Origin of the sequence: Morganella psychrotolerans, from assembly GCF_001676155.1 — a bacterium.
GTDB lineage: Bacteria > Pseudomonadota > Gammaproteobacteria > Enterobacterales > Enterobacteriaceae > Morganella > Morganella psychrotolerans.
Genome location: NZ_LZEW01000003.1, coordinates 24,961 through 45,993 on the forward strand (window position 1 = coordinate 24,961; position 21,033 = coordinate 45,993).

Annotated in this window: 17 protein-coding genes and 1 pseudogene; 8 read left to right on the forward strand and 10 right to left on the reverse strand. The window is 48.7% G+C overall.

The genetic code is table 11. From position 1 onward, the window contains the following. Window position 1: 1 nt before the first annotated feature. The gene (locus tag AYY16_RS08850) at window positions 2–1,651 is read right to left on the reverse strand and encodes a Na+/H+ antiporter (protein ID WP_067365215.1); all 1,650 of its coding nucleotides are present in this window, start codon (window positions 1,649–1,651) and stop codon (window positions 2–4) included. Between the two features lie 347 nt (window positions 1,652–1,998). Further along, window positions 1,999–3,345, reverse strand: coding sequence for an NCS2 family permease (locus AYY16_RS08860; RefSeq protein WP_067365221.1), 1,347 nt, complete (start codon window positions 3,343–3,345; stop codon window positions 1,999–2,001). Between the two features lie 265 nt (window positions 3,346–3,610). On the opposite strand from AYY16_RS08860, the gene AYY16_RS08865 reads away from it, so the two are divergent. Next, on the forward strand, window positions 3,611–4,444 hold the full coding sequence (locus AYY16_RS08865) for a M15 family metallopeptidase (RefSeq protein ID WP_235846263.1): 834 nt from the start codon (window positions 3,611–3,613) through the stop codon (window positions 4,442–4,444). Here AYY16_RS08865 and AYY16_RS08870 read toward each other — a convergent pair. Further along, entirely contained in the window at window positions 4,425–5,174 is a 750-nt protein-coding gene (locus AYY16_RS08870) for a sulfite exporter TauE/SafE family protein (RefSeq protein WP_067365224.1), read from the reverse strand. The two genes, AYY16_RS08865 and AYY16_RS08870, sit on opposite strands and share 20 nt — an antisense overlap. Window positions 5,175–5,470: 296 nt before the next feature. On the opposite strand from AYY16_RS08870, the gene AYY16_RS08875 reads away from it, so the two are divergent. Continuing rightward, entirely contained in the window at window positions 5,471–6,028 is a 558-nt protein-coding gene (locus AYY16_RS08875) for a helix-turn-helix domain-containing protein (protein ID WP_067365227.1), read from the forward strand. Between the two features lie 222 nt (window positions 6,029–6,250). Here the strand turns inward: AYY16_RS08875 and ilvN are convergent, their stop codons facing one another. The 3 genes from ilvN to ivbL all read right to left on the reverse strand — a co-directional run bounded on the left by ilvN (window position 6,251) and on the right by ivbL (window position 8,458). After that, window positions 6,251–6,535, reverse strand: coding sequence for an acetolactate synthase small subunit (ilvN, locus tag AYY16_RS08880; protein WP_067365304.1), 285 nt, complete (start codon window positions 6,533–6,535; stop codon window positions 6,251–6,253). Window positions 6,536–6,552: 17 nt separating this feature from the next. Continuing rightward, the gene (gene ilvB / locus AYY16_RS08885) at window positions 6,553–8,244 is read right to left on the reverse strand and encodes an acetolactate synthase large subunit (protein ID WP_067365229.1); all 1,692 of its coding nucleotides are present in this window, start codon (window positions 8,242–8,244) and stop codon (window positions 6,553–6,555) included. A gap of 109 nt (window positions 8,245–8,353) precedes the next feature. After that, a complete protein-coding gene (gene ivbL, locus AYY16_RS20230; protein WP_150385191.1) occupies window positions 8,354–8,458 on the reverse strand; it encodes an ilvB operon leader peptide IvbL in 105 nt (34 codons plus the stop codon). A gap of 1,256 nt (window positions 8,459–9,714) precedes the next feature. Here ivbL and AYY16_RS08890 point away from each other — a divergent pair. The 3 genes from AYY16_RS08890 to AYY16_RS08900 all read left to right on the forward strand — a co-directional run bounded on the left by AYY16_RS08890 (window position 9,715) and on the right by AYY16_RS08900 (window position 11,642). Then, window positions 9,715–10,167 (forward strand): hypothetical protein, encoded by a 453-nt coding sequence (locus tag AYY16_RS08890; RefSeq protein WP_067365232.1) that lies wholly within the window; start codon window positions 9,715–9,717, stop codon window positions 10,165–10,167. A 361-nt stretch (window positions 10,168–10,528) separates the two neighbouring features. After that, window positions 10,529–11,020: a mobile mystery protein A gene (locus AYY16_RS08895; RefSeq protein WP_067365235.1), complete on the forward strand. Its 492-nt coding sequence runs from the start codon at window positions 10,529–10,531 to the stop codon at window positions 11,018–11,020. 10 nt (window positions 11,021–11,030) lie between these two features. Then, a complete protein-coding gene (locus AYY16_RS08900) occupies window positions 11,031–11,642 on the forward strand; it encodes a mobile mystery protein B (protein WP_067365238.1) in 612 nt (203 codons plus the stop codon). Window positions 11,643–11,712: 70 nt separating this feature from the next. Here the strand turns inward: AYY16_RS08900 and AYY16_RS08905 are convergent, their stop codons facing one another. After that, the gene (locus tag AYY16_RS08905; protein ID WP_067365240.1) at window positions 11,713–12,240 is read right to left on the reverse strand and encodes a single-stranded DNA-binding protein; all 528 of its coding nucleotides are present in this window, start codon (window positions 12,238–12,240) and stop codon (window positions 11,713–11,715) included. A gap of 276 nt (window positions 12,241–12,516) precedes the next feature. On the opposite strand from AYY16_RS08905, the gene uvrA reads away from it, so the two are divergent. Next, window positions 12,517–15,351 (forward strand): excinuclease ABC subunit UvrA, encoded by a 2,835-nt coding sequence (uvrA, locus tag AYY16_RS08910; protein WP_067365243.1) that lies wholly within the window; start codon window positions 12,517–12,519, stop codon window positions 15,349–15,351. Window positions 15,352–15,494: 143 nt separating this feature from the next. Then, on the forward strand, window positions 15,495–15,761 hold the full coding sequence (locus AYY16_RS08915) for a DksA/TraR family C4-type zinc finger protein (protein ID WP_067365246.1): 267 nt from the start codon (window positions 15,495–15,497) through the stop codon (window positions 15,759–15,761). A 49-nt stretch (window positions 15,762–15,810) separates the two neighbouring features. Here the strand turns inward: AYY16_RS08915 and AYY16_RS08920 are convergent, their stop codons facing one another. From AYY16_RS08920 to dnaB, 3 genes and pseudogenes are all read right to left on the reverse strand, one after another. Further along, window positions 15,811–17,007 (reverse strand): amino acid aminotransferase, encoded by a 1,197-nt coding sequence (locus tag AYY16_RS08920; protein WP_067365249.1) that lies wholly within the window; start codon window positions 17,005–17,007, stop codon window positions 15,811–15,813. Window positions 17,008–17,061: 54 nt separating this feature from the next. Next, on the reverse strand, window positions 17,062–18,141 hold the full coding sequence (alr, locus tag AYY16_RS08925; RefSeq protein WP_067365307.1) for an alanine racemase: 1,080 nt from the start codon (window positions 18,139–18,141) through the stop codon (window positions 17,062–17,064). 79 nt (window positions 18,142–18,220) lie between these two features. Beyond that, window positions 18,221–19,626: pseudogene (gene dnaB, locus AYY16_RS08930) on the reverse strand (replicative DNA helicase). A 256-nt stretch (window positions 19,627–19,882) separates the two neighbouring features. Here dnaB and AYY16_RS08935 point away from each other — a divergent pair. After that, complete coding sequence (locus AYY16_RS08935; protein ID WP_067365251.1) at window positions 19,883–20,866, forward strand: NADPH:quinone reductase; 984 nt, start codon at window positions 19,883–19,885, stop codon at window positions 20,864–20,866. Window positions 20,867–21,033: the final 167 nt, after the last annotated feature.

Consider the following 21,033-nt stretch of genomic DNA (forward strand, 5'->3'; position numbering starts at 1 on the left):
GTTATGTTTCTTTCTCGACAAGCAGGGCTTCCAGTAAATCCAGATCATGCAACAACAGTTGCAGTGTTTCATTACTGATATTACGGGTCGCGCGCTGGTGATACAGTTCCCCGCGCTCCGCACGCAGTGCAGTCAGACGAAAGCGCCGCTCCAGGTCTTCCACCTTCAGGTTATATTCCATTTCATCATCATTGGCTGTTCGCCGCCGCAGATGACCGGCAACCCTCGATGCCACCTCACTGATGGCTTCCGCATCCAGCGCTTCATCAGAACTGGCGGACAAACGCTCTTCCATTTTGCCGATACTGACAATCGCGACTTCTGCCATTGCGGCTCTCGCTACGCGGATTTCATTGGCATCAGCCGCTTTATCGCCGACATGAACACCTTTGAGCAGAAACGGCAGCGAAACCACGCCCATAAACAGTGACAACAAAATGACACCGGCAGCGATAAAGATCATCTGATAACGCGCCGGGAATGGTGTGCCGTCAGGCAGAAACAGCGGAATAGAGAGCACACCGGCAAGAGTTATCGCCCCGCGCACACCGGCAAATGATGCCAGCCACAGCTCACGGGTTGTGTAGTGACTGAAATCCAGCGGTTTGCGTTTTAAGGTCAGGCGGCTGACGGTTTTCATCATCCATAACCAGCAGAAACGCAGCACCAGCAGCGCAAAATAGATAACAATAACAGCGGTAAACAGCATCCAGACTTCAACTGTCGGGTCAAGTTCCGCTTCAATAACAGACACCTGCCAGATCCCCGGCAGTTGCAGCCCGAGCATGATAAAGACCAGTCCGTTAAAGACAAATTCCAGCATGCCCCAGACATTATCTGCCCGCAGGCGCATCGCCAGCGGTGCATTGCGGATAACCCCGGATTTACTGATGGTCATCCCGGCGGCAACCGCAGCGAGGATCCCGGAGAAACCGATATGTTCTGCAATCAGATAAGAGGCGAACGGCAGCAGTAACATAAAGACGATTTGTGTTGCAGGGTCGTCCCCGCTCCAGCGACTCATCAGCCGCAGGGATTTACTGTACAGCCAGGTAACCGCGATCCCCGCCAGTAACCCGCCAATCGCCACTTTAAAGAATTCAATCGTGACGCCGGTGACAGTAAACACCATGGTACCCATGACAATTGCCACGGCAAATTTCAGTGCAACCAGACCGGAGGCGTCATTCATCAGCGCCTCGCCTTCCAGTATCCCCATCATCTGTTTCGGGATACGTCCTTTTCCGACAATGGAAGAAAGTGCCACCGCATCTGTCGGCGACAAGACTGCCGCCAGCGCAAAGGCAGGTATCAGCTCAATCCCCGGCATCAGCCAGTAGATAAGATAGCCAATCCCGATAACCGTTACCAGCACCAGGAACAGCACAAGAATGGAGATTTCCCGCCCTTTCTGCATAAATTCCCGGGTCGGGGTTTTCCAGCCGTCAACAAACAGCAAAGGCGGAATAAGCAGAACAAGGAACAGTTCAGGGTCAAAGGTGACATGCAGCCCAAACTGCGGGAAGGCAAGCAAAGCTCCCATCGCTATCTGAATGATAGGTAACGGAATGCGATACGGGATCATTTTGGTGAGAACACCTGACACCGACACCATCAGAATCAAAATAAGAATCGTAAAGAATATTTCCATATTGCCCTTACTGAACTTAGGGCAATGTGCCCGCTGACTAAAGAAAGATACCTGTATACCCTTATTCATTCAAACCGCAGGTTCGTTGGCGGCATGAAGCCCGCCCGCATTTTGAATGACGTTGGGTATAATAACGACACAAAAAGCCGTAATAAGATGCCAAAGGAGAAAAATATTACCGTCTTCTGTCACTATCATACAAAAAAAACAGCGACGAATGCGTTATTCATCGCTGCTATTTTATCGTCTCATGCCATCAGGGCGGGCAATTAATTAACATTTTAAGATAAATCGTACAAATACAGTGCATCATCACCACCAGTCAACGTTCAGCGGCGGCTTATCACTTATATAGCCCAGCCACCAGCATAAAATGCTACTAATGCAATCGCGATCAGAACAGTGCCGACATTCAGCTTGCGCCATTCCCCGCCGACAATGCGACCAATCACTAATGATGCAAAGCCCAGCATGATCCCGGTCACAATGTTCCCGGTCAGAACAATAAAGACCGCGCACAGTAGCCCGGACATTGCGCCGACGAAATCACCGAAATCCAGTTTGCTGACATTGCTTAACATCAGCAGACCAACATACATCAGTGCCGGTGCGGTTGCATAAGCCGGTACCAGGTAAGAAAGTGGCGAGAGGAACAGGATCAGCAGGAACATGACGCCGACCACGGTCGCCGTCAGCCCGGTGCGACCACCGGCTGCGGCACCGGCAGCTGATTCAATATACACCGCCGCAGGTGCGGCACCGACCATCCCTGCCAGAATGCTGCTGACGGAGTCTGTCGTCAGTGCGCGTCCGCCGCTGATAATCTGATTGTCTTTATCCAGCAGATTCGCCTGACCGGCAACCGCGCGGATTGTCCCGGTTGCATCAAATACCGCTGTCATGACCAGCGCCAGCACGGTCGGCAGAACAACCGGCTGCAAGGCACCTTTAATATCCATGCTGAAGAAGAGAGACAGACCATCATCCCCGAGAGAAGGAAGCTTAAAGAAGCCCTGATATTTAACGGACGGATCAAAAATCAGCCCGATAACGGAAATGGCAATAATCACCAGCAATACCGCACCAGGCACTTTCAGTTTTTCCAGACCAAAAATAACCGCCAGACCCGCCAGCGCCATAATGACCGGAAATGAGGTGAAATCACCCAGGACAACCGGCATGCCGGCAAACGGGTTTTTGATGACTAAATTAATGTTGGTTGCCGCGATCAGCAACAGAAACAGACCGATACCGATCCCAGTACCGTGAGCAATTCCCAGGGGAATATTGCGCAGGATCCAGGTGCGGATGCCGGTCACGGAAATCAGGGTAAACAATATCCCCATCAGGAAAACCGCACCGAGAACAACCGGGATAGAAATATTCTGTCCGATAACCATACTGAATGCAGTAAATGCAGTCAGGGAAATAGCACAGCCGATAGCCATCGGTAAATTAGCCCATAAGCCCATCAGCAGAGAGCCTAATCCCGCGACCAGACAGGTTGCGATAAAAACAGCCGTATGCGGGAAACCCGCCTGACCTAACATCCCCGGTACAACAATAACGGAGTAAACCATCGCCAGAAACGTGGTCATCCCGGCTAATACTTCCCGGCGGACAGTGGTGCCGCGCTCGGTTAATTTAAAGAAACTGTCTAATTTGCACCCACTCTCTGGCTGTGTCGCGGACATGTAATCACCTGTGTTAATGAATTCGTTTCACATCGGCGTAAACGATTGCGTTTTACTGAAAACTGACAGGTGCCGGATAAAAACAGAACCGGACAGACAGAACGCAAACGTTTGGCTTTTAACTGACAAAAAGATGTGATTTTTGAAGCAAACGATTATCTTAGGAAAAATCGCCATAATCAAGGCTCAAACCGGGAATTTTTTCACATAAAACAGCCCTGCGCGATACTATCGTGTTTTCCGGTTACTGACAGCAGGTTTAATAATGAAACTGAGCACGCTATTCTTACCCGCTTTTTTACTGTTTGCAGGACTGAAGACAGCACAGGCGGCAGTCACTCCGCTTAGCCCGGACACCTGCCGCGCCCTGAGTGCGCTCAGTATTATTGCGCCGGACAACCCGGTGCCTTGTAAGCGCCTGGTCAATGTGGATGTGCAATTTATTAATTTTCAGGGCGAAACACAGACCGGAACCATCACTGTGCTGGATGTGACAGCACCCGAAACACAGGCGCTGTTTGCGGATTTGTACCGGAAAAAATTCCCGCTGAATACTGTTCAGCCCATTGATGTCTTCGGCGGAGATGATGAGGCGTCGATGGCGGCAAATAATACCTCTGCGTTTAACGGACGCCGCCAGGTCAACCAGAAAGCCTGGTCAAAACATGCTTACGGCGTGGCAATTGATATCAATCCGCAGCAAAATCCTTACCGCTTCCGGGACAAGAACGGAAAAATAACCCTCAGCCCGCCGGGGTCTGCCGGCGCGCTGAGTAACAGAGAGAATATAAGCAAAGGCAGAATTGAAGCTGTTTTACCGCTGATTTTCAGTCATGGTTTTCTGCGCTGGGGTGGTGAATGGAAAAACCCGGTAGATTTTCAGCATGCCGAGATTGGCAGCTTTACCTTTATTAATCACCTTCTTGCACAACCGCTGCCCGCAGCACAAGCTGAATATGCCGCGTATGCCGCCCGTTACCGCGACTGTTTCAGTAAAAGCCGGGTAACGGATGAACTGCAACGCGCCCGGCAATGTGCTAAAAAAAAATCTGCGATGAACATCTGTTATGCGCCGAACATCAGCGCACCAGATTACTGATAAGCAGAGTCAGCCCCGCCAGCAGGATCACGATATTCAGGAAGCGGAAAAACGCCTCTTTCGGGATACGCATAGTAATATGCCGCCCCAGCACAATACCGGCAATCATCGCGGGCAGAAACATCAGGGCAGTAATGGCGATTTCGCTGTTCCAATAAATCCCCATAATCAGGAAAATAATCACACGGGTTAATGTACTGAAGCCAATCAATGTCGTCTGCGTGATACGAAAGCGGTTTTTATCCTCGATCCTTCCGGCGAAATAGATGGCATACACAAACCCGCCCGCACCGAACAGAGCACTTAAAATTCCCCCGCCTATCCCGAACGGAACAATATATTTCTGCGAATAATGCCGCGCGCCCTTTTTAATAAAGAGGGAATACAGGGCATACAGCACAATAAACCCGCCGAGGAACACCGCCAGCATATCCGGATGCGTTTTCAGTAATATCGCCGCACCTATCAGACTGCCGCCTATCATCAGCGGGACCATCCACTTCAGTTCACTGAAATCCGCTTTGCGCCCGTCGCGGGTGACATTAATCACTGCCGCGCCCAAGTCCATCAGCGCCAGCATCGGCACAATATGAGAGACCGGGATAAAAAAAGCCAGAACCGGGCTGGCTATCAGCGCCGAGCCGAACCCGACCATGCCAAAAACCCAATAACCAAAAAAGAGTGTAATAAAACAAATCAGAAAATCTGCCCATGGCAGGGTGTAGATCATAGTGGGAGTCCGTTTACTGACATACATTTAATTATACCCAACGTCATTCAGGATGCAGGCAGGCGGCAAGGGAAGATAGACGGGGGAGCATACATTAGTATGTGACCCGGCTGGCTTCATGCGGCCAACGAACCTGCAGTTTGAATGAATAAGGGTATATGACCATACCGGATTATTTCATCTGATAAAATCACTATCTGATACATTATCTCCGGACAATCGCGGCTTACCGTCGTATAACAAGTATGCAATACTAACAGGATTATCCTGCTGACTTCATTGGTATCCATTCAATTATGCATAAAACCAGTGCCCATATCGGCCAGAAAGTGAAACTGCTGCGCCAGGCGCGTAACCTGTCGCTTAATGACCTTTCAAAACTCTCCGGCATCTCGAAAGCCGCATTATCCAAACTGGAATCCGGTGATTCCAATCCGCGCATCGATACCCTGGAAGCCATCGCCGTTGCTCTGCGTTTTCCGCTGGGTGATTTGTTTACCGCAAGTAATGAAGGTTATCCCCGCTACGAACAAAACAAAACGTTCAAAGGGGAGTATGCAGAAGATTTTAAATTCCGTGTCGGAATGGGGAATATTTCTGAGATCTGGCACCTGAAAATGATCCGTGGCGCGATTATTAACAGCCCGGCGCACAGTACCGGCACTCACGAACACATCCTTATCCATCAGGGCACACTGATGATGCGCTTTAATGAGGATCTCACTGTCCTGCTGGAACCGGGTGATTTCTATGCCTTTTCCTGTGATATTCCCCACTCCTATATCTGCATGGAAGGGGAACTGAGCGGCACGCTGGTTATGTCCTATTCACATATAGGACAAACTTCACCGTAGTAACATTCTATACCCGACGTCATTCAGGATGCAGGCTGACAGCAGCCCGGGGCCGGGCTGATAACGGGCAAAACGAAAAGTCGCTGTCAATACATCCCTGTAAGCTCAGGCATGCCATCCATGCCGCACATGCTTTTCGTTCCTCTGCCCGTTATCTGCCTTTTATATGGGCATTTATAAAAGGCAGCCAGAGAGTCAAAGGCAGCATCCGGTATTATCACTCTACGGAATGTATTTGCTTAGTTGCTCGAAAATACTGATATCTTCGTTATATTTCACACCCTGCACATCTTCCAGTTTCTCCACCTGACTGACCATCTGGCTCAGACGATCATCGGATTTCACCAACAGCCAGATATGGCTTTCATCCTGTCCCGGCAGAGGCAGACAGAGAATTCCGTCTACGTTGAATGCTCTGCGGGCAAAGAGTCCGCAAATGTGAGTCATGACGCCGGGATGGTTGCGGACAACCAGTTCCAGCGCGATTGGCTGATTATTTTTTTCCATGATTTTATTCTCCGTCATCAGGCACTGACCATATCGATATTGGCATCACCGGGCAATACCATCGGCCACACTTTTTCACAGACATCGATTAATGCGTGGATCAGACACGGGCCGGGGCGGGAAATCGCCGCCTGCAATGCCGCCGTCGGGTCACTCTCTTTGTTCAGATCACAGGTCTGCAACCCGAATCCTTTGGCTATCGTAATAAAATCAGTCTGATACGGATAGGCAGACGCAACGATATGCTCATTAAACATCAGTGTCTGCTGCTGGTGAACCATTCCCAGTGCCTGGTTGTTCATCAGAATAATTTTGATATCCAGATTATGCTCTGCGGCGGTCGCCATCTCCTGAATATTCATCATAATGCTGCCATCCCCGGTAAAGCAGATAATTTTACGGGAAGGCTCTGCCAGTGCAGCACCAATAGCGGCAGGTAATCCGAATCCCATTGTGCCCAGCCCGCCGGAGGTTAACCACTGACGCGGACGGCATAACGGATACGCCTGCGCTACCCACATCTGATGCTGCCCCACATCCGTGGTAATAATGGCATCATTATCAACCGCATCAGCTACGGCGGCGATCAGCCCGAAATGCGATAACGGATCCTCATGATTGACCCGAATCAACGGGAACTCATGTTTTACCTGTGCAATATGATCGTTCCAGTCCTGACGCGGATTAACCTCAATCTGTGGCAACAGCATTACCAGCACCTGCCCGGCATCCGCATTCACCGAGAGATCCGGTTGCTTGATCTTACTTATTTCAGCCCGATCAATATCCACATGAATAATTTTAGCATCCGGACAAAATTGCTCCGCCTTGCCGATAGCGCGATCGTCAAACCGCGCGCCGATCACAATCAGTAAATCAGATTCCTGCAAAATCATATTGGTATAACGCGCGCCGTGCATTCCCAACATACCCAGATACAACGGATGCTGCTGCGGGATGGTTCCCAGACCCATCAGAGTCATGGTGACCGGCAACCCGGCACGCTCTGCAAAGCTCTGCACCATCTGCTGAGATTGCGATGCCACAATGCCGCCGCCGATGTAGAGGATCGGGCGCTTAGCCTGATTAATCATCGCCGCTGCTTCAGAGACTTTTTCTGCATCAAACAACGGCAACGGATCTTTTGGCATAATTGGCGGTAATTCATCAATTTCAATGATGGCTGACTGAACATCTTTCGGTACGTCAACCCACACCGGTCCCGGACGCCCTGATTCTGCTATCCGGAACGCATCAGCAATAATTCCCGGCAAATCCTGTACGTTACGAACCAGATAGTTGTGTTTGGTGATAGGGATGGACATACCGTAAGTGTCCACTTCCTGGAACGCATCAGTGCCTATCATCGGAGAAGAGACTTGTGCTGTGATACAGACCAGCGGAACAGAATCCAGTTTGGCATCGGCAATCGCCGTCATCAGGTTCGTCGCACCCGGCCCGCTGGAAGAAATACACACCGCCGCTTTGCCGCTCGTCCTGGCAATCCCCTGTGCGATAAACCCGGCGCCCTGCTCATGGCGAGCCAGAATATGCCGGATACGGCTTTTCCCCAGTGCATCATACAGTGGCAGCGCCGCTCCCCCCGGGATACCAGACACCGTCGTGATGCCGTGTTGTTCTAACATGCGGATAATTAATTCCGCGCCCGTCATCCGGGTTTTAGCCTGAGTGTCTTGCGAAGCTCCCATAACATCATCCTTCTCTTACAACCGGTTCAGTTTCGCGGAGCCTGATATAAAAAAACCCCGCTCGGTTTACGCCGGCGGGGTTAGTGATCTTCTTGCTGATCCCAGCCCGTTACGGCGCGTTGCCGACCACCACCACTACCACACGCACGACGACAACCGCGTCTGATAGCGCGGTTGTTAGTAGTACATTTTGTGGACGGATGAATGGTTTCACGGGGTATCTCTCAACAGTAATTGTGTATGAATAAATATCGTTGTGTATCTTAAAAAAAACATAAGATCGCAAGCGGTACAAGCCTTTTTTTGATTTATTTTGTAATCCGATACTAAATTGTGATGAACATCACATGCAAATCACTGGCGATAAATTACAAAATAGATAACTAATTGATTTATAATCATATTATAAAAAAACAGACTATTGAGTAACAGATGAAAATAGTATCAATCACACAGAGAAGCAGAGATAAAAAAAGGATATTCAAGCCATTCTCCGGAATAAAACAGGTGTGTTCACAGAAATAGCAGAATGATCGGTTAGTGTTCAGGAAAGATAATCAGCATTCGATCACAAAATCATCTTTAGTGACTAAAAAAATTATATTTTATTACTTTTACTGCTCAGCCTGCTAAAAACAGACGTTTACTCATCCGATGAGAAGAGTAACTTAACCATCATTTATTTGTAATGTTTTTGTTATGCTGAATGGATTTGATTACATTAAAGTTACAATTAACGTCTTAATTGCTCACTTTTTGTGATTAAAGTCACAAAATAAACATACAATGATTGCCGCCATCAACTATTCCAGGTAAAACGGAATCCGACACATGCTCTTTTAAACCTCTTATCATACTTTAATAATAAACAGATACTATAATGCATAATTACCCAATGATTACATTGGGTTTTCTTTTAAAAAAACAAAAAACACCAGATAACACTATATTAAAAATACCCGTTACGATTAAAAACAGGGCTGACAGGACAAAAAAGGTAGTTCAACGGTAGTTACGATATCACAAGTAAAAAGTAAAATAATGCACCCGTTCACCCGGGCTCCTCATGTATTCATCCAACGGCATGAGATATTACCCCTTAATTTATCACCCGATAAGTAAGGGGTATTTTTTTAGCGATCAAAAATTTTAGCTGTCAAAAAACAGAACGAAGCGGGCGCAGCACGATTACGTATGTTCAGATTGTCCTGATATCCCGGCGGCAAAACACTTGTTATATTTTATTCACCCACAAAAAACACCTACGTGATATTACGCAGAAAAACCATACTGATGCTGGTTTCATTAATTCTGAAAAAGAGTCTATTTCATATTTAAATTCATGTGTAACGCATCAGATGATGAAATTCCGGCAGAAAAATACAAAGAATCTACATTAAGACTAATCATTATTTATCTGCCTATATAAAGGAATATATTCATTACTCATTCAGAACAAGGAGCGTTTTCATGTTAAAAGTCTATGTTTGGTTACCGACAAAGAAATCAGCGGGTCATACCTCTATTTCATTCCGTAATAGTTATGTCAGTATCCGCACCACAGAAGGTGCCGGTGTCAGCGACGTAAATATTCAGGCCAGCCATCAGGGCTCGTTTATCGGCGCACTGAAAGAAGATGTCACCGCTGAAGGCGGCCGCCAGCCGCAGGTTATTACTATCAACGAAATCAATACTGAAAAACTCGCATTCTTTATCGCGAATATCAGCAATCATATCCCGCAATATCAGTTCTCACGTTATAACAACGCACACGTTGTCGCTGATTGCTTAACCGTTGCATGTAATTCAGGCTCCGGTGCTGCAGGTCAGTATTCAAAAACGGCCGGTGGCGCACTGGGTAAAGGCGTTTGGACATCAACAGATGTTCTGCGTTATGCAACAGAGCTGTCTCTGAAGGCGTAATGTAATTTGCCTGCGGGCAGGATAGCGTATTAATTAATAAAAACACCCCGTGAATATTATGTATTCCGGGGTGTTTTTTATTAAAAAAATCAAGGGAAAGCCTGACTGATATCTGTTGAAAAGTTAAAACTCTGAGACAATTATTTGCGTATGAATACCGTTGCAGTAAGCTAATAATTGTAATTCAATACAGATACAATTTTATAAAAACGTATCCACATACAATGACAAAATATAATAATTGTAATCTAATATAGATACAATCCATCGAAACTGTATCTATAAATAAATACAAAAATATTGTTTATGTCTTTTTTTTTGATTACAATACAAACAATGAATCAAAATAAGAGAAGATACGATGAATGTGCTCAAACCGATAAACACTGAAAATACGGTTAAACAGACAGTAATCCGGCAGTACAGAGCTACTGCCAACTCATCTCTTGATCACAAATTACCCCGCCCCCCGAAAGAGGGATGGGTGCGGACTATCCGAAAAGCTCTAGGTATGTCCGGTACTCAGCTTGCAGACAGGTTAGGTTTAAGCAGAAACAGAATATCGGTGCTTGAACGGAAAGAAGCGGAAGGCGACGTTACACTGACTCAATTAAGAGAACTCGCAGAACAGCTAAATTGTGACCTTACCTATGCTCTGATCCCCAGAAAACCAATCGAAGAAATCATTGAAGACAGAGCAACCGAAATAGCAATTCAGAGCCTGGATACCAACTCTCAAAATATGTTTTTAGAAGCACAATCTATTGATAAAGAAGCACAAACCCGCCTTATGGAACAGATAAAGAAGGATATCATTGCATCTGGTGGCCGCATTCTCTGGCGTAAATATTAAGGAGTGATTTTTGACCCTGTCAGCCGATAACCCGATAGGAGCGACCCCGCTCTCACCTGATGATATTTCTGGTCTGAAGCACAAACATATCGAAACCCGTGAACAGCTCAATGAGTTAGAAGCTGCCAACATACTTCAGGGTCAGTTTAGGATAAGCCAGCTCAAAAATCTTACCCCTGAAATAATCTTTAATCGTGATTTTATTACCGACCTCCATATCTCACTCTTTGGTGATGTATGGAAATGGGCAGGTAAATTCAGGGTAAGAGAACTAAATATCGGTGTTGCACCTCACAATATTTCTGCCGACTTACACAATTTTCTTGAGGATGCAAAGTGTTGGGCAACATTTCAGCATTTTGATAACCTGGAATTATCAGCCCGTATTCAACACCGCCTGGTTCAGATCCATCCATTCGTGAACGGAAACGGAAGACATTCACGAATTTTTACCGATATCGTCCGAATTTTTGTATTGAAAGAAAAACCAATGAAGTGGGCGAATGCCAAATTGGAAAATATAACAGAAGAGCGCTTTGCCTATATCTCAAGCCTGAGAACAGCAGACGCAGGTGACTTTACTGAGTTTACTAAATACCTCCTAAATCTAGGTAATGAATAATTTTCTATCTGTTAAAAAACAAAAGCCCCGGTAAACCGGGGCCTGTAAAATTATTATTTAAAATAATTCATCAGAACGGAATATCGTCATCGAAATCCATTGGTGGTTCATTGCTCTGTGGTGCAGCCGGTTGCTGCTGAGCCTGCGGGCGCGGAGCACTGCCGCCGCCGCTGAACTGCTGGGATTGCTGCGGCTGCTGTGGTTGTCCCCAGCTTCCGCCCTGCGATGCATTATCACCGCCGCCACTGTTACGTCCGCCCAGCATCTGCATGCTGCCGCCGATATTGACCACAACTTCTGTCGTATAACGTTCCTGGCCGCCCTGATCCTGCCATTTACGGGTCTGGAGTGAACCTTCGATATAAACCTGTGAGCCTTTTTTCAGATATTCGCCGGCGATCTCTGCCAGTTTGCCGAAAATCACCACACGGTGCCATTCGGTTTTTTCTTTCATCTCATTGGTTTGTTTATCACGCCATGATTCTGATGTCGCCAGTGTGATGTTAGTAACCGCACCGCCGTTAGGCATGTAACGCACTTCCGGATCCTGACCCAGGTTCCCGATAAGAATGACTTTGTTGACGCCTCTGCTGGCCATGAAATGCTCCCGATGAAATTGTTTAGAACGTATAAGGATCCAGTTTAACACGTCTGAACCATAATTTTGAACAGCTTCTGTTTTGATGCTGCTCCCATTGCAGATTTGCGACTCCTCTCTGAAATTCACCGCACAAATTGCAATCATCTGACAGGGAAATTCTGCTGAGATTATACACAGATTTCTTCCGGTACTGGATATCCATTCAGTAAATTGTATGTAATAATGTCAGGCTGAATTAATTAGTCGCTATCTGAAACTCCCGGGAAATGGTACATGGATAATATCGATATACGGGGCGCTCGCACCCACAATCTGAAAAACATCAACCTTATTATTCCGCGTGATAAACTGATTGTTATCACGGGGTTATCAGGCTCCGGGAAGTCATCCCTGGCCTTTGATACATTATATGCCGAGGGGCAGCGCCGCTATGTAGAGTCACTCTCCGCTTATGCACGTCAGTTTTTATCACTGATGGAAAAACCGGATGTCGATCACATCGAGGGGCTATCCCCTGCGATTTCTATTGAGCAGAAATCCACATCCCATAACCCGCGTTCCACCGTGGGGACAATTACTGAAATTCATGACTACCTGCGCCTGCTGTTTGCCCGCGTGGGTGAGCCGCGCTGTCCGGATCATGGTGTTCCGCTGGCGGCACAAACCGTCAGTCAGATGGTCGATAATGTCCTGAAATTACCGGAAGGTCAGCGCCTGATGCTGCTGGCGCCGGTCGTTAAAGATCGCAAAGGCGAACACACCAAGCTGCTCGACAGCCTCGCGGCACAGGGATATATCCGCGCGCGGATCGACGGGGAGATTTGCGATCTGTCTGATCCGCCGACACTGGAACTTCAGATCAAACACACCATTGAAGTGGTGGTTGATCGCTTTAAAGTCCGTGATGACCTGGCACAGCGCCTGGCAGAATCATTTGAAACCGCACTGACACTCTCCGGCGGCACCGTTGTAATCGCGGATATGGAAGACAAAACCGCAGAAGAACTGGTGTTCTCAGCAAACTTTGCCTGTCCGGCATGTGGTTACAGCATGAGTGAGCTGGAGCCGCGCCTGTTCTCCTTCAATAACCCGGCCGGTGCTTGTCCGACCTGTGACGGTCTCGGTGTTCAGCAGTTTTTTGACCCTGAACGCGTGGTACAGAACCCGAATTTATCCCTTGGCGGCGGTGCTATCCGTGGCTGGGATCGCCGTAATTTTTATTATTATCAGATGCTGATGTCCCTGGCTTCTCATTATAAGTTTGATATTGAATCGCCTTATTCTGAGCTGCCCGCGAAAGTACAGAAAGCGATCCTGAATGGTTCAGGTCGTGAATCAATTGAATTCAAATATTCAAATGACCGGGGTGATGTCACTGTCCGCCATCATCCGTTTGAAGGTGTGCTGCACAATATGGAGCGCCGTTATAAAGAGACGGAATCCATGGCGGTGCGCGAAGAGCTGGCAAAATATATCAGCAACCGTCCGTGTATTTCCTGCGGCGGGACACGCCTGAAAAAAGAAGCCCGTTTTGTGTTTGTCGAAGACACCACACTGCCGCAGATTTCTGATTTCAGTATCGGGCATTCACTGGAATTCTTTAATAACCTGAAATTCAGCGGGCAGCGCGAGAAAATCGCCGAAAAAATCCTGAAAGAAATTCAGGATCGCCTGAAATTTCTGGTGAATGTCGGGCTGAATTATCTGACACTTTCCCGCTCAGCCGAAACCCTGTCAGGTGGTGAAGCACAGCGTATCCGTCTTGCCAGCCAGATTGGTGCGGGACTGGTCGGCGTCATGTATGTGCTGGATGAGCCGTCAATCGGGCTGCATCAGCGCGATAATGATCGCCTGCTGGAAACCCTGGTGCATTTACGTGACCTCGGTAATACCGTGATTGTTGTTGAGCATGATGAAGATGCTATCCGTGCCGCCGATCATATTATTGATATCGGACCGGGTGCCGGTATTCACGGCGGGGAAGTTGTCGCGCAGGGTTCGCTGGACGATATCATCAATACGCCGGAATCACTGACCGGGAAATTTCTCAGCGGCGAGCGCCGGATTGAAATCCCGGAAAAACGCAATGCGGCAAACCCGGAAAAAATGCTGACCATCACCGGCGCATGCGGGAACAACCTGAAAGACGTCACACTGAATCTGCCGGTCGGGCTGTTCACCTGCATTACCGGGGTTTCCGGCTCGGGTAAATCGACGCTGATTAATGATACCCTGTTCCCGATCGCACAAACTCAGCTTAATGGTGCAACAACGGTTACCCCCGCGCCATTCAAATCGGTGGAAGGTCTGGAGCATTTCGATAAAGTGATCGATATCGACCAGAGCCCTATCGGGCGCACTCCGCGCTCGAACCCGGCGACCTATACCGGTATTTTTACCCCGATCCGCGAACTGTTTTCCGGCGTTCCGGAATCCCGTTCACGCGGTTATACGCCGGGACGGTTCAGTTTTAACGTCAAAGGCGGGCGCTGTGAAGCCTGCCAGGGTGACGGCGTACTGAAAGTGGAAATGCACTTCCTGCCGGATGTGTATGTGCCGTGCGATCAGTGCAAAGGCAAACGCTATAACCGCGAAACCCTGGAAGTGAAATACAAAGGCAAAAGTATTCACGAAGTGCTGGATATGACGATTGAAGAAGCCCGTGAATTCTTTGATGCGGTTCCGGCGCTGGCACGTAAATTACAGACACTGATGGATGTGGGATTATCCTATATCCGCCTGGGTCAGTCCGCGACCACACTCTCCGGCGGTGAAGCGCAGCGCGTGAAACTGGCGCGAGAGTTATCCAAACGCGGCACAGGTCAGACTCTTTATATCCTTGATGAGCCGACAACCGGGCTGCACTTTGCGGATATTCAACAGTTGCTGACCGTACTTCATCAGCTGCGCGACCAGGGAAACAGTATTGTGGTTATTGAACATAACCTCGATGTAATTAAAACCGCAGACTGGATTGTGGACTTAGGTCCGGAAGGCGGCAGCGGCGGCGGCGAGATCCTGATTGCCGGTACGCCGGAAGAGGTTGCAGAATGTGAGCGCTCACACACTGCCCGCTTCCTGAAAACCATCCTGGAAAGAGGCTATTAATCTTTTCTGAGATCTGAACATACCGCAGCCTGTCTGCGGTATTTTTTTTGTCCGCATTCTTTGCTGATTGAATTTTGAGCACCCGGTGGTAATCTTTAAAGATACGCAACACGACTCAATACCGGACAGTAGCGGAGGTAATAATGGCAAGTGGCTGGGCAAATGATTCCGCAGTACAGGAACAAATTGATGCCACACTGGATGATGCCGTTGCGCGGGTGCGCAGCCAGTTAACACACGGAGAAAGTGCGCTGTTTTGTGAAGAGTGCGGTGATGCGATCCCGCCCGCAAGGCGGCAGGCAATCCCGGGTGTGCAGTTATGTGTGACCTGTCAGACGGAGTCTGATAAAAAGCAGGCGGCATACAGCGGATATAACCGCCGTGGCAGCAAAGACAGTCAGTTACGTTGAAAGTGCGCGGAACCGTATTATACCGCGCATAACTATTTTTTGTGCGGAATTAACGGCTGACCGCTGCAAATGCCTGTGCGATCACATCCACATTATGACGATTCACCCCCGCCATACAAACGCGACCAGAGCCGACCAGGTAAACCCCGTGTTGCTCTTTCAGGGCGGTAACCTGCGCCTGACTGAACCCGGTGTAACTGAACATGCCGCGCTGATGCAGAAGATGATCAAAATTTTTCTCCGGCAATGTCCCTTTCAGGGTTTCCACCAGCACAGTACGCATATCGGCTATCCGGCGACGCATAGTTTCCACTTCTGTTAACCACTCCGCTTTCAGTGCCGCATCATTCAGCACTTCAGATACCAGTTTTGCACCATAAGACGGCGCGCTGGAGTAGACCCGGCGGACACCGGCTTTCAGTTGTCCCAGCACACACTCAGCTTCCTGCTGTGTCGGGCAGAGAACGGACAGCCCGCCGACGCGCTCGCCATACAGGGAGAAAATTTTCGAGAAGGAGTTACTGATAAAGCACGGGATACCGGCGGCTGCCATGGCGCGGATAGCATATGCATCTTCTTCAATGCCTGCCCCGAAGCCCTGATAGGCAATGTCCAGGAAAGGGATCAGCCCGCGTTTTTTCACGACACTTGTGACTTTATCCCACTGTTCAGGCGTCAGATCAGACCCGGTCGGGTTATGGCAGCACGGATGCAGTAAAATGATGCTTTTTTCCGGCAATGTTTCAAACGTTGCCAGCATTTCATCAAATTTCACACCTTTGGTCTGCGGATCAAAATACGGGTAATAATGGGTTTTAAATCCGGCACCGGCAAAGATCGCCTGATGGTTTTCCCATGTCGGATCACTGAGCCAGACATCCGATCCCGGAAAATAACGATGCAGAAAATCAGCGCCGATCTTCAGTGCGCCGGATCCGCCCAGGGTTTGGATCGTCACTACCCGTCCTTCACGGATAAGCGGACTCTCATCACCGAGAAGCAGAGCCTGAATAGCGCTGCGATAAGACGCCAGCCCTTCCATCGGCAGATAAAGAGATGCGCCGCTGTCCTGCGCGATATAGCGCTGTTTCGCCTGTGCAATGCTGTTGAGTTGCGGAGTTACCCCGGATTCATCGTAATACAGACCAATACTGAGATTGACCTTATCTTTCCGGGGATCCTGTTTAAAATGCTCGACGAGCGTTAAGATCGGGTCGCCGCCATAGGCGTCTACATGTTCAAACACAAGCGATACTCCTGATAGTTATTTTTCTCACTTCAGACCATATCGCGTCGTATTTTATTCGTCCAGATATTCCATCGCCACGCGCGATGTCAGCTTGGTGATAAGCTCATAGGCGCTGATACCACTGACATCTGCAATATGCTCAACCGGCAGTGAATCTCCCCACAAAATCACCTCATCACCGGCTTTATCACTGCAATCCGGACCTAAGTCGATAGTAATCATGTCCATGGAGACCCGTCCGGCGATCGGTACATTGCGCCCGTTAATCACCACCGGCGTACCTGACGGCGCACTGCGCGGATAGCCGTCACCGTAGCCCACCGCGATCACACCGAGGCAGGTATCGCGTTCGCTGATCCAGGTACCGCCGTAGCCTACCGGTTCGCCCGCTTTGTGTTTGCGGACCGCAATCAGGCGGGATTTCAGCGTCATCACCGGTTTCAGTCCGTATTCTGATGCATCGGTGCCGGTTTTAGGGGAAACACCGTAAAGAATGATCCCGGGGCGCACCCAGTCAAGATGCGCCTGCGGCCAGTAAAGGATCCCACCGGAAGCAGAAATCGATTTTTCACCCGGTTTGCCATCGGCAAAAGCCATAAAGCGGGCAATCTGTGCTTCTGTCGGCTGAGGATCGTCTTCATCTGCCCGGCTGAAGTGGCTGATAAGATTCACCGGCTGCTTCACATTTTTACACTGACAAAGACGCTGATAAAATGCTTCTGCTTCCTCAGGACGCACACCCAGGCGGTGCATCCCGGTATCTATTTTCATCCAGACTTTTACCGGATCGGATAATTCTGCCTGCTCCAGTGCCTGTAATTGTTCTTCAAAATGAACCGCGACTTCCAGACGACTCGCAACAATAACCGGTAAATCTGATGCATCGAAAAAACCTTCCAGCAAAATGATAGGTTTTACAATGCCCCCCGCACGTAGCGCATGTGCTTCACTTAACCGCGCCACGGCAAATGCATCGGCATCAGTGAGTTCACGGGCAATTTCAACTAATCCGTGACCATACGCATTTGCTTTGACCACTGCAACGTGGCGGCTGTCAGGTGCAAGCGCCCGGATCCGCTGCCAGTTGTGGCGCAGCGCACCACGGTCAATGACGGCTGTTGCCGCTTTCATAGGGGTTCCTTGGTTATGTGTGTTTGCTGTTGGTTTTATTGTCCGGGGTAATAATCCGCCTGCACTGGATTCAGGTGGATTATTCATCGTCATAACTCGGTCCTGCATAATTATCAAAGCGCGACCACTGCCCGTTAAATGCCAGACGGACGCTTCCGATAGGACCATTACGCTGCTTACCGATGATAATTTCAGCAACGCCTTTTAAATCACTGTTTTCGTTATAAACTTCATCACGATAGATAAACATAATAAGGTCAGCATCCTGCTCGATAGAACCTGATTCACGTAAGTCTGAGTTCACCGGGCGCTTTTCTGCGCGCTGCTCCAGGCTACGGTTTAACTGAGAGAGTGCAACCACCGGCACCTGTAACTCTTTTGCCAGTGCTTTCAGGGAGCGGGAGATTTCCGCGATTTCCAGGGTTCGGTTATCGGACAGAGACGGCACCCGCATCAGTTGCAGGTAGTCGATCATTATCATACTCAATCCGCCGTGCTCACGGAAAACCCGCCGGGCGCGGGAGCGCACATCGGTCGGCGTCAGGCCGGAAGAGTCATCAATATACATATTGCGCTTTTCAAGCAAAATTCCCATGGTGCTGGAGATCCGCGCCCAATCCTCATCATCAAGCTGTCCGGTACGGATCCGGGTCTGGTCAACGCGGGAAAGAGAAGCAAGCATACGCATCATGATCTGGTTGCCGGGCATCTCAAGGCTGAAAATCAGCACCGGTTTGTCTTCTGTCATCGCCGCATTTTCACATAAGTTCATGGCGAATGTGGTTTTCCCCATAGACGGACGCGCGGCAACAATAATTAAATCAGAAGGTTGCAGGCCGGCTGTTTTTTTATCCAGGTCATGATAACCGGAAGAAACCCCGGTCACACCGTCATGCGGCTGCTGATAAAGCTTTTCAATTCTTTCAACAGTTTCTTCGAGAATAGCGTCGATCCCTTTCGGGCCTTCATTTTTATTGGCACGATTTTCGGCGATCTGAAACACGCGGGATTCCGCCAGATCGAGCAGATCTTCACTGGAGCGCCCCTGCGGATCATACCCGGCGTCGGCTATCTCATTGGCGACTGAAATCATATCGCGGATAACCGCACGTTCGCGGACGATATCAGCATAAGCATTGATATTCGCCGCACTTGGCGTATTTTTCGATAATTCTGCCAAATACGCAAAACCACCGACATTATCCAGCTCGCCACTCGTATCCAGCGCTTCAGACAATGTGATCAGGTCAATCGGGCGGCTCTGCTCCAGCAGGCGCTGCATCTGGCTGAAAATAGTCCGGTGCGGGCGGCTGAAAAAGTCCTCGCTGGTCACACGTTCAGAGACATTATCCCAACGTTCGTTATCCAGCATCAGTCCGCCGAGAACAGACTGCTCAGCCTCCAGGGAATGCGGCGGTAATTTCAGCCTTCCATCTGATGGTCGCGGGGTTTGTCGTTCTTGGTGTCCTTGGGATATCTGGCCATGAAACTCTCTTACTTGTCGATACGTCAGTCGGGGAGAATAGTCTGGTCCCGCAAGGGGGACTGAATGGGCTAGTATAGCCCTCATTTGCCGCCGATTGCACGAAGCTTGAGTAATTTTCAGTGACATGCAATTATGCCAAATACAACAAATCATCTGATTATCTCTTCTGCTTGCTGTTTCCGCGGGATCCCGCAGTCAACCTGCATGTAATCCGCATGTAAGTAGTCAGTTTCTTTTCCGAATGAGGTTCCCTTCATGGCTAAACGTATTGAATTTGATGCTCCCGGCGGTGCTGATGTACTCGTATACCGCGATTTCACCCCGGCAGATCCTGCACCGGGTGACGTTCAGGTAGAAAATAAAGCGATCGGCGTGAATTATATTGATACCTATTTTCGCAGCGGGTTGTATCCGGCTCCGGTTTCACCATCAGGCGTTGGTTCAGAAGCCGCAGGTGTTGTGGTGAAAATTGGTGCCGGTGTTAAGCACATTAAAGTGGGTGATCGCGTGGTATACGGGCAATCTCCCCTTGGTGCATACAGTGAAATTCATAATGTGCCGGAAGAAAAACTGGCTATTCTGCCGGACGGGATAAGCTTTGAAACGGCTGCCGCCTGCTTTATGAAAGGTATGACCGCCTTTTATCTGCTGCGCAAAACCTATGAAGTGAAAGCGGGGGAAATTTTCCTGTTCCATGCCGCCGCCGGTGGTGTGGGTCAAATTGCCTGCCAGTGGGCAAAAGCACTGGGCGCGAAAATGATTGGTACGGTCGGCTCTGAGGAAAAAGCGCAGAAAGCAAAAGCCGCCGGAGCATGGGAAACCATTAATTATAATAAAGAAGATATTACTGAGCGCGTGCTGGCACTGACTAACGGCGAAAAAGTGAGTGTCGTTTATGACTCTGTCGGGAAAGATACCTGGCTGCCCTCTCTCGACTGCCTGAAACGTCGCGGTCTGATGGTCAGCTACGGTAATGCATCCGGTCCGGTAACAGGCGTTGACCTGGGCATTTTAAATAAAAAAGGCTCACTCTACGTGACCCGCCCTTCTGTCTTTGGTTATATCACTAACCGTGAAGAATTAAATGAAGCCAGCAAAGCTATTTTTGACCTGATCCTGAGCGGCAAACTGACTATTTCCATTCCGGTGGATCAGGTTTATCCGCTGAAAGACGCAAAATCAGCCCATCAACGCCTGGAAAGCCGTGCAACAACCGGTTCCAGTATTTTAATTCCGTAATTCTATTATTTGTTAATGAAAAAATACCTTCGCTTATTTATATCGCGAAGGTATTTTAATCATAAGAAATAAATATAATATATTTATAATGAACTGAATTACATATAAAACATATATTGTTATATTAATTGATTAATTTTGAATATGAAATTATCATTATTTATCTA